The sequence below is a fragment of the Shewanella sp. 10N.286.51.B2 genome (assembly GCF_041469265.1).
GTDB lineage: Bacteria > Pseudomonadota > Gammaproteobacteria > Enterobacterales > Shewanellaceae > Shewanella.
Map to the genome: position 1 here is coordinate 1 of NZ_JBFRKH010000044.1, position 10,751 is coordinate 10,751.

Here is a 10,751-nt window from a genome sequence, read left to right on the forward strand (position 1 = left end):
TACGTTTCTGTTTGATGATACCCTTAACTTGCAGTTCCGCTTGTTTGGCATTTCTATTCGGCCTAAAGCCAAAGCTATTATCCGAGAAAAATGGGTCAAACAGTGGAGTGAGTATTTGGGCTATCGCTTGCTGTATGACACGGTCAATGACGTTCGGGATCCCCAATTTGCGTTTACCGCCATCGGGTTTATCGATCTCTACACGCCTGACCGCTGAGGGTAGATATTTACCTTGCTCAAGTTGAGTTTTACACTGTTGCCAACCGCCTTGTTGCATCCAAATCGGGAAGGCTTCGATAGTCATACCATCGATACCAGCCGCGCCTTTATTGGCTTTAACTTGCCGCCAAGCTCGATGTAAATTCTCAGGTTCGAGTAGTTGCTGGAATAAATCGCTGTTGAAGGCCGGTTGCAGATCAATACGCTGCTGATAGTAATCGTCTGGCGACGTAGTGGGTATCGACAAGTTTGACAAGACTCCTCCTTCTTCTAAATGTTCAGGCCTTCACCATGTACCATCCATTACGATGGGCGTTGGGCTACTCGGCAACTGCTCCTGCGTTGCTCTACCTCCTGCATCCATGCAGTCGTATGCCGTCTGCTGACTTCTGCTTAATCACACGCCGAGTTACCCCGTCATGCGCTATCGGTTTCCATCTGATTCGCTCTTTTCAGTCGATGGCGCTGAAAAGCCAAGGCACTTATAAACCAGAGCCTTACTGGTTAATTACCGATCGCGAGTTAAGCAGATCTCCCCACTCTTTATTGGTAGAGAAGGAGCATGAACTTTCTTTGCACTGCTGCATCATTTACGGTGGCCATTAGATCACGTGATTTCGTCGTCTTGTACCCTTGCTTCGCGGGGCAGACCCTGCCAACTCATCTCTAGCCTACGCCTCATATGATGTTCTTATTCATAAGCTCGCCAGTTACCGAGAAAAAAGTGCTAGCGGCTTCCTTCAGACCAATCCTCGCGGATAAGCCCTTGCCATTCGCTAGTAGTTAACGTTTAATAACAGTATGTTATTCTCTTTTAGAAAGAGTAACGGTGATCTTCCTACAGAGGACTTTCACCTCATTAGTTCATGCCCATGCTGGGCGTACACAAACAAATCAACGCGGACTAATAAAGCTTGGCTCGGTTCTAAATGAGTGACCATTCCCCCTTGGCCACTCAAACAAAATGATGAGTTAAATTGATAACAAATTTCTCGGAAACAACAGTTAAATTATTTTAAAATCATATACAAGAATACTAGTAATATTGAAGCTAATTATCTTTCATCGCTAATATGATTATCTGTTTTGAATTCGATTGTAATCAAGTATGCCTGCATCTATTGGATGATTTTTTTTGTATTGCGTCATCAATATGTCACTAAATGCCCAAAAAGAAGGGTCAGTTCTTCGAACGCCATAGTTATCTAATAACCTTTTGTAATCCCCATTGGTTTTAACCTTGAGTACTTGAGCGACTAATGCGGGCAGCTCAGCTTCTTTTACGCGCCAAAAAGCATTGGGGTAACTTCCAAGTAGGCCGTTAACCAGTGTCACATTATCGCGTTTATATAGCCGGTTGGATTCTTCATCAAATAAGCTAGAGATGTTTTTATGGGCACTGTTTCTTATTAGGGTGAAAAGCTGAGGTTCAACAGAGGTATCTGCAGCTTCAATCACAATATAAGTAAGTTCAGGGAATATAGATGCATTTTCCCCTTGTAGATGATTAATCCTTTGAAGGTGCGCCTTACTCTCATCTGAAAGCTGGGTTGACTCAAGTGCATAACGAGTTGGCGTTACCTTTGCGACTCGCTGTTTGAGCATTTGCAATAATTCATGCTTAGGGTCGTTTGTCGTATAAATAACTTCTGTGGGTTTACTGAACTCATTGATATTGCCTTCAAGATGATCTGTTAAATACAGACTTGCATCTTGATACCAATCAGCAAGCTCTTGGTGACGGTTTTTCGTTGGTAACAAGGTTAAAAAGTTCGACTCACCTTCCATGCGAAGAAGATCCATGTACATGCGAGTAATTAATTGATGGCCAAAATTACCATAGACATCATAACCAGCCACAAGCAGGTAATGAATGCGCTCTAATAACGAATAACTGATAACCCAAGCGGTTTTAGGTTGCTCACCGATTAAGCCTTTCACGACTGATGCATTATCAAAATGGCGAAATACCGTTAGGCTAGCATTAGCATTCGTACCATTGCCGTCCCAAATAAGCTGAGTGGTTAAGTGCTCATTATTTTCGAATTCTTCTTCCAAGAATGCATTTTTAGCCCGAAGAAAGCGGCCCTGTTGTCTAGCATATTTAATCCAATTACTAACCGGTCGCAAAGTATTGCTTTCCTCCTCAGCAGGAAGGGTCAGGTTGTCGGCCTGTGAGCGATAAAATTCATTTAATTGTGAGAGGTTAGACATATCAGGGTCGACAAAAAACACCCAAAATCTGTCATTAATAACATCAAGTGCAAGCTGTCCTCGACATACCGGGCCTTTTATATACGCCATAATGGTATTTTGCGCATTATCAAGCATAAACTTATAGTGCGCCTCTACGGGTAATTCTGTGAAGGCGATAAGCGGATTTGCAGCAACTGATGGTTTATAGCTTGGTAAAGCGCTAACTGTATAATTGGGTTCAATAAACAATGACTTTATACGCTCAAGCTTTTCATCGCTAAGTGCATATGGCATATGTGTTTTATCGACAATGGTTTCGCGCACTTGCTCTAAGCGATAGAAAAAAGAATCTGTCTTTGGATCATCGTAAGGTCGACGTGTTGCGATGACATCGATGACTTCCCCTGGGGCGCTTTTCGATCTAACCAATTTAAAAAAGGTCGGTACCCCTTGCGGGCCAATGTCCTCGTTCTCGAAATATAAATGTGAAACAAACAAATGTTCAAATATATAGCGACTTGACAGTTGTTGTTTTAATGATTTTTTATTAAGGAATGTTTCCCATTTCTGCACCGCTGTAAGTTCATTGCTTGAAGGAGGAGCGACAGCTGTCATTGGTGCGCCTTTCGAAAGCCACTGCAACAATATATTATTTTCATTGTTTGATATTTGCGGTAAGCCATAAGGCATCCCCCATTTAGGGAAGTCCTCTTCATAGCTGTCCATTTCTTCAATCGATGGGCACTGTTGATTATGATCAAGGGAGAAGTCCCACGAGTCATCAAGTATATCTTCAGTTGGTAAAGGATGGCTTTGTTTTAACAGTAGCATTCGCGCAATAACACCGGCTTGTATATTGGCTGCTGGTGATTGTGAGCGTTCATTCAGTACTGGAGTAAAGCCTTTATCACGCCATTGCGCCGTTGTTTGGGCATCGAGAAACATGCGAGTAGTATTTGCAGAAAGTAACCGCGTACCTTGGTACACTTTATCTTTATTCGCTCCACGGTCTATACCTTCAGCGGATGACATCTTAAGTTGACAAGGCGCATCGTAACAAGCGTGGCAGACAACACATCGGTTATCGATTATAGGTTTAACATCATTAATATAGCTTTGAGCTTGAACTGAGTTTGTTTCTACCATGCGCTGTTGGGGCTGCGCTTTACCGTATAACTTATCGTAATTAAAACCCACAAAAATCGCGCAACCTGACAAGATAACACAAAGAAAAATTACCATTGTGCGGCTGTAGTACTTCAAAAAAAATTATACATAGTCAATTGGCAACCTCTTGGTTTGTTGCGTTTGCATCAAATGATTATTGATGGTTTTGTGGCAAAAAATTTGCTGTTGCTTCAGGAATAATCTTTCCCATCTCATTCAGCGATTCAATTAATCAATGATAAGAAATGAATTTGAATAGAAATATTTTGTTATTGAGTTTAACCTTTGCTGCTTGGGTTGGTATGGCTTGTCACCAATGAGTTATCTCTATCTCATTCTGTCATAGCGAGTAATTTGCCACTCCTTCAATCACTTGGCGTGGGTTTATTGAATATGCGCCTATATGGCCTAACAAGCTAGTTCAATATCAATTTATCTCGAACATATCGAGGTCCAGAACGACAAAACCTAGCCTAAAAGTAGTCTAGTTATACTGTGCTATCAATAAACACAGTAATAGCCTAGTAAAATTGAGCAGATCATCACAGAGCGAACCCAGGCATAAACAAGTGTTATATAAGTGATAGGGTTTTACGCATTCTAAAGCCAGCGTATTTTTAAGTGAAAAGACCACTGAGGGCAGATAAAAAGTCTAACTTTTTTATTGGTTAGTTGAATCATATCTTATGATTCAAGATGCTGCTGTGAAGACAAAAAGTCTGACCTTAATATCTGCCTACTTCAAGTTATTTTTGGCATAAAAAAAGGCTACCAGAAAGTAGCCTTAAATCCCCAGCTCTGAAGCAAGCTTCAGCGCAAATGGTGTAAAATTAGCAGACTCTAGCAACTAAGCCTTTTAAATAGAATCCTTCAGGGAAGCCGCTACCGATTGGGTGATCGCTGGCTTGGCTTAAGCGGTCAATAAACTGTACATCACGCTTGGCATCTAAGGCTGCATCTGCCACAACCTTTTGGAATAAGTCCGCAGGCATCAGCCCAGAACAAGAGAATGTCAGTAAAATGCCGCCTGGATTTAATAACTGCATCGCAATCATGTTGATATCTTTGTATCCGCGACAAGCACCGTTTAGTTGGGCTTTATTATCGGCAAATTTTGGTGGGTCTAATACAATAACATCAAAGGTTTTACCCTCGTCACGGTACTGGCGTAATAGCTTAAATACATCAGCTTCATGGTAATTAACATGGTCATCATTAAAGCCATTGATTTGCATATTTTTACGGGCGGTATCTAACGCTAACGCCGACACATCAACGTTTTCAATGCTCGATGCGCCGCCTTTAGCGGCGTATAAGCCAAAGGTGCCGGTGTAACAAAAACAGTTAAGTACTGACTTGTCTTTTACAAATCTGGCAGCAATATTGCGGTTATCACGTTGGTCTAAATAAAAGCCGGTCTTATGACCTTTAGTGACATCAACTGCGATTTTAATGCCGTTTTCTTCAATGATCACTGGCATTTCTGGCAGCTCACCATGAAGTAAACCCGTTACCGGCTTTAACCCCTCTTTTTTACGAGAGTCAACATCTGAGCGCTCATAGATAGCGCAATCAGGATAAAGCTCAGCGAGGACTGATACTAAGGTATCACGCCAGTAATCTGCGCCCGTGTTAAGTAACTGGCACACTAATACATTAGCGTATTTATCAATGGTTATGCCAGGCAGTCCATCTGACTCAGCAGCAACCAGTCTGTAACCGGTTAAACCCTGCTCAGCAATTAATGCTTCACGGCCTGCTTGGGCTCGTTGAATGCGGCGAACAAAAAAGTCTCTATCGATAGCTTCTTCTTTATCAAAGCTCCAAATACGCACTTGAATTTGCGACTCTGGTGACCAAGCACCACGACCTAACCAATGACCATCATGGGCTACAACATCAACAGTTTCACCAGCTTGTGGTTTTCCTTTAATATTGTGTATACCACTTGCAAAAACCCAAGGGTGTTTACGTTCAAGTGATTTCTCACGCTTTGGTCTAAGCTTGATTCTGATAGCCATGATGTTGCCTTTTTCAAATTGGGATACGGATGATAAGGATCCTCAGAAAGGAACGCAAGAAACAATAGTAAAATATAGCGTATAGCAGGCTTTAACGGATTAAAAAGCAAGATGATGTTGCTAAAATGATGTTACTAAGATGATGTTACTAAGATGATGTCTAGCATCGCTAAATTTATACACGGCTGATTATATTTTACCGAGTGTAAGCAGTCATTAGGTTATTTTCTTGTTTATATTTACAGATCAAATATGAGCTCTCTCATTTTTATATCATTATTCTCCTTTAAATTTACAACCCAAAAAACGCTAGTTAAAATAAATTCAATAGCGTTTTTAAATAATTTGAAAATTGAAACAGCAAATTGCAATGACAAAATATTAACCATTACTTTTGATGTAATAACAGGGTAAATAATTGAGATTGGCTTAATAAGGTAATATCTTTATAATTATTACCATCTGTGGTTAATGAAATAATCGGGTTTTGTAGAAAGTCTTTGGCATCATCTGCAGAATACAATTCTGGTATGTCTAAATGATATGTTTCACTGCCCTGTACATCGAGTCTTAAATATAGCGGCTCTGATTTTACCCAATAACCTGAGTCATCGGCATTATCTTGAAATAAATCACTATAGCTAATTTCTAACAAATGTAGCCCTTGGCCTAAGTCTACCTCACGCTGAAACTCTACAATAACACCATTAACGCTATCGACATCAAGATCGTCATGAAAGGTTATGCTGGCGGACTGGGCTGTAAAACTGCTGAGTAATAATCCCATAGCAATCGCTAATGTTAATTTAGTCTTCATGTTCAACTCCAATAAATTAATAGTTAATGTCACTTATATTCAAGCTAGCAACTGTGCTTTCACAACGGTCATTTAATTAGACCTAATGCCGTCATAAAAAATTTCACAAATACACTATTTAATTTATTTGAAGACGAACAATACAATCATTAAAAAATAAAACCTGTTGATAATCAACATCACAAACAATAATAAAATCTGATCAACACTTAAATGTTTATCAAAATTTTAATATCGTTAAACATCGCTGCAGATTTACCTAATAGGCTTCAACTCACAAAATCGATTGCTCAAGATTACGTATTTTTTTATCAAAGTACGCTTTTAAGAAATCTAGCAATAAGCGCACTTTTTTAGAGTCTGTCGCCCCGGGTGGAAATACCCCATAAATGGTAATGTCACTAAATTGATAATCATCCAATACGGTTTCTAAACTGCCCTGTTTCACTTTTGGCCAAGCATCATAGGTTGGCACTCGCCCTATCCCATGGCCGCCTTCAATGAATGCGGTACGCGCTGAGGCGTTATTGGTGGTAATTGAGCCTTTCATTTCAATACTAAATGAGCGTGAACCCTTATTAAGATGCAGCACTTTTTTTTGTGGTTTATACATCACCCAGTCATGGCTGGATAAATCAGCTGGGGTTTCTGGCCTGCCGTATTTATTAAAATACTCAACCGAGCCACATAGGCAAGTTTTGAGCACACATAATTTAGTTGCCTGTAAGCCTGAGTCAACCAAAGGCGCACCACGAATAGCTAGATCAATGCCTTGATTGATAATATTAACGATTTCATCAGTTAACATCACATCAAGTTCAATTTTTGGGTACAAACGTTTAAATTCATTAAGGGCTGGTACTATGGTTTCTAAGCCAGCGTTGACAGGACAGGTGATCCTAATCAAACCCATAGGCTCACTTTTCATATTCTCAATTTGCTTGTTGGCCGTGTTAGCTTGATCGGCTATCACTTTACAAGATTGATAATAGGCTTCACCTTCTTCGGTCAAACTAATACTTCGAGTAGATCGATTTAACAGTCTTACCTCTAAATGCGCTTCAAGCTTTTTTATGTGATAACTCACTACCGCCCTTGAAAGACCAATATGCTTTGCTGCGCCGCTTAAACTGCCCTGTTCAACAACTTGGGCAAACACCACCATGCTTTTCAACTGCTCAAATGACACATTCATATTTTAATATCCAAGAGTTTATTTACTGGAATATTGTATCAATTATTTAAACAATGAAGTCAATTATATCTGCATTGTCAGATGCTAATTGGCTTTCTATACTGTAGCCACTTTCAACAAAGAGATAATGACTTTCTCTTTTGAATCACTCTACATCAGAACTTATGCAAGCTTTGTACTTGCCGTAATAACTAAAATAAAAGGGTTTTAAAATGACACAGAAAAAAGTATTAATGGTGCTTACCTCTCATTCAGAACTAGGCAACACGGGTAACAAAACTGGTTTTTGGGTCGAAGAATTTGCAGCTCCATATTATGTGTTTTTAGATGCAGGTTTTGAAATCACCCTCGCATCGCCAGCAGGCGGACAACCACCGATTGATCCAAGCAGTGAACTAGAAGGCTTTCAAACCGCTGACACTCAGCGCTTTGATGACGATAGCCAAGCTAAAATGGCACTGGCTAACACCAACGTATTAGCTGATATTGATGCCAGTGATTACGACGCGGTATTTTATCCTGGCGGTCACGGTCCACTGTGGGACTTAACAGATAATGCAGACTCTATTAAATTAATCGCGCAATTTATTGCTCAAAACAAACCTGTTGCTGCGGTATGTCATGCAACGGCAGCGTTACTTAACGTAAAACAAGATGACCAGTACCTTGTAAAAGGTAAAGCGGTAACTGGTTTTACAAATAGTGAAGAAGATGCTGTGCAATTAACTGATGTAGTTCCTTTTTTATTAGAAGATGAATTACTAAAACGTGATGCAGATTACCAAAAAGCAGCTGACTGGCATGCGTTTTCAGTTCAAGATGGGCTAGTTATTACAGGCCAAAATCCTGCAAGCTCATCATTAACAGCACAAAAATTAGTTGCTCAGATCACTGAGTCATAAATTCGTTATTTAGGATATTCTCATGCTTAATTTTACATTCCAAAATACCACTAAAATTCATTTCGGTGAGGGCCAAATTAGCGCCATCTCAAAGGAAATTCCAACATCAGCTAAAATATTAGTTGTTTATGGCGGCGGCTCCATTAAATCAAATGGTGTTTATCAGCAAGTGTCTGATGCGCTCAAAGATCACACATGGTTTGAGTTTTCAGGTATTGAGCCTAATCCACAATACGATACGTTAATGAAGGCACAAACCATCATTGAAGCTGAAAACATCGATTACTTGCTAGCAGTCGGTGGCGGCTCAGTGGTCGATGGGGTTAAATTTATTGCTGCTGCTGCGAAATTTGAAGGTGATGACCCTTGGGATATCGTCGCAAAAGGCGCCAAAATTGAACAAGCATTACCTATTGGTGCCGTATTAACCTTACCTGCTACGGGTTCTGAATCAAATGGCGGCTCTGTTATTACTCGTAATGGTAATAAATTGCCTTTTGGTAGCCCATTAGTACGTCCGTTATTTGCAGTGCTTGATCCTTCAGTCACTTTATCTTTATCAGACCGTCAAATTGGTAATGGTGTTGTTGATGCTTATATCCACATCATGGAACAGTATTTAACCTTTGATGTAAACGCTAAAGTACAGGACCGTTTCAGTGAAGGTTTACTACAAACCTTAATTGAAGAAGGCCCTAAAGCCCTTGCTGCTGAAACAAAAGACGATTTAGAGATTAGGTCTAATATCATGTGGTCTGCCACTATGGCGCTTAACGGCTTGATTGGCGCCGGTGTACCACAAGATTGGTCTACACATATGATTGGCCATGAACTAACAGCAAGCCATGGTATTGATCATGCGCGCACCTTATCAATCGTGCTTCCTGCGGTAATGAAAGTGCGTCGTGAGCAAAAACATGCAAAATTAGTTCAGTATGCTGAACGTGTATTTGGCATCACAACAGGTAGCGATGAGCAAAAAATTGATCAAGCTATTGAGGCTACCGAAAACTTCTTTAAGTTAATGCAAGTCCCTACACGCCTAAGTGATATTGATCTTGGTGCAGAGCAAGTTGACGTATTAGTTGCTGCACTTGAAAGCCATGGCATGACTAAACTTGGCGAACATGGCGATATTGACTTAGCAGTAAGCCGCGAAATTCTCACCACTGCGATCTGATCTATAACTCAATTGACCATTTAGATGAAAGGCTAGCATTGCTAGCCTTTTTTAATGGCAGTTTTTATCTTTCCTCTTAATAGCTCACTGTTCTTTGCTTCTTTGCTTCTTTGCAAAATAAAACCACTAAGTTTGCCAAGTGGTTTTATAGGTAAAATTATGCTTCGACTTGTAGCTTTAATCATTGACTTCATGGCAGTAAATAGCTATTCCGCTAATCCCAGCCTTCACTAGCGCTTGTATTTGTGATCTAGTTAAATAATTCATCAGATGATGAATATTGAAGAATTAATTCACTAAAACAATCCGCTGCATTGCTTTACCATATTCTACACTTAATGAATTAATGGATACGCTAAGTATCTTCAAAGCTGTGTTGAATTTATGCCTAAAAAAATAATGCCAGTTAAAAAGCCAGTCGGTAGGCCAGCTGTCAAAGCAGATAATCGCTGCGCACTTATCAATGCAGCAAAAACTTTATTTGTCGATAATGATTACGATAAAGTCTCTATTCGAGCCATTGCTGCTAAAGCAAAAGTGGATGCAAGTTTAATCCGCTATTATTTTCAATCTAAATTGGGGCTTTTTGCCGAAATGCTCAAGGAAACCATTGAGCCAGTTCATGCCCAATTAAATAATTCCAAGGAAAAATCGACTCAAGATTCACCAGAAAAAATATTACTGGCCTTTTATAAAATTATGAGTCAAAACCCAGATTTTCCGAAACTCATATTTCGCACCGCCAGCCTTAAAACCACCAAGAAAAACCAAGAGCTGCAAGCCAATTTATTGAGTTTACTCCCGAAAAATAGGTTAACCATTTTTGAAAAGATGCATCAGCAAAACCGTCTACAGCAAGGTATTGATCCAATGTGTGCCAAAATGAGTTTTATTAGTTTAATGGTATTTCCATTCTTAATGCCTGACATATTTAAACAAGCTTTGAATATTAAAACCTCAGCAGAATTTTTACAGCATTTAGCTAAGCAAAATGCACAAATATTACGTCATGGGCTTATTGCCAATGAATCTCAACTCAGTCAGGACGCTTAAC

Annotated in this window: 8 protein-coding genes; 3 read left to right on the top strand and 5 right to left on the bottom strand. The window is 39.9% G+C overall.

Annotated features, from left to right (window positions below):
* The 5 genes from AB4140_RS12095 to AB4140_RS12115 all read right to left on the bottom strand — a co-directional run.
* A partial coding sequence (locus AB4140_RS12095) for a reverse transcriptase domain-containing protein (protein ID WP_372001077.1) occupies positions 1-475 on the bottom strand: 475 nt, incomplete at its 3' end.
* An 821-nt stretch (positions 476-1,296) separates the two neighbouring features.
* A complete protein-coding gene (locus AB4140_RS12100; RefSeq protein WP_372001079.1) occupies positions 1,297-3,657 on the bottom strand; it encodes a fatty acid cis/trans isomerase in 2,361 nt (786 codons plus the stop codon).
* A gap of 755 nt (positions 3,658-4,412) precedes the next feature.
* The gene (locus AB4140_RS12105; protein ID WP_102436505.1) at positions 4,413-5,603 is read right to left on the bottom strand and encodes a class I SAM-dependent rRNA methyltransferase; all 1,191 of its coding nucleotides are present in this window, start codon (positions 5,601-5,603) and stop codon (positions 4,413-4,415) included.
* Positions 5,604-5,991: 388 nt separating this feature from the next.
* Positions 5,992-6,420, bottom strand: coding sequence for a DUF2057 family protein (locus tag AB4140_RS12110; RefSeq protein WP_102476263.1), 429 nt, complete (start codon positions 6,418-6,420; stop codon positions 5,992-5,994).
* Positions 6,421-6,694: 274 nt separating this feature from the next.
* A complete protein-coding gene (locus tag AB4140_RS12115; protein WP_102436509.1) occupies positions 6,695-7,615 on the bottom strand; it encodes a LysR family transcriptional regulator in 921 nt (306 codons plus the stop codon).
* A gap of 212 nt (positions 7,616-7,827) precedes the next feature.
* Between AB4140_RS12115 and AB4140_RS12120 the strand changes: the two genes are divergently transcribed.
* The 3 genes from AB4140_RS12120 (at position 7,828) to AB4140_RS12130 (ending at position 10,750) form a co-directional block, all read left to right on the top strand.
* Positions 7,828-8,517: a type 1 glutamine amidotransferase domain-containing protein gene (locus AB4140_RS12120; RefSeq protein WP_102476261.1), complete on the top strand. Its 690-nt coding sequence runs from the start codon at positions 7,828-7,830 to the stop codon at positions 8,515-8,517.
* Between the two features lie 22 nt (positions 8,518-8,539).
* Positions 8,540-9,697 (top strand): iron-containing alcohol dehydrogenase, encoded by a 1,158-nt coding sequence (locus tag AB4140_RS12125; RefSeq protein ID WP_102476260.1) that lies wholly within the window; start codon positions 8,540-8,542, stop codon positions 9,695-9,697.
* A gap of 384 nt (positions 9,698-10,081) precedes the next feature.
* Positions 10,082-10,750, top strand: a complete 669-nt coding sequence (locus AB4140_RS12130; protein WP_372001082.1) for a TetR/AcrR family transcriptional regulator — start codon at positions 10,082-10,084, stop codon at positions 10,748-10,750.
* Position 10,751: the final 1 nt, after the last annotated feature.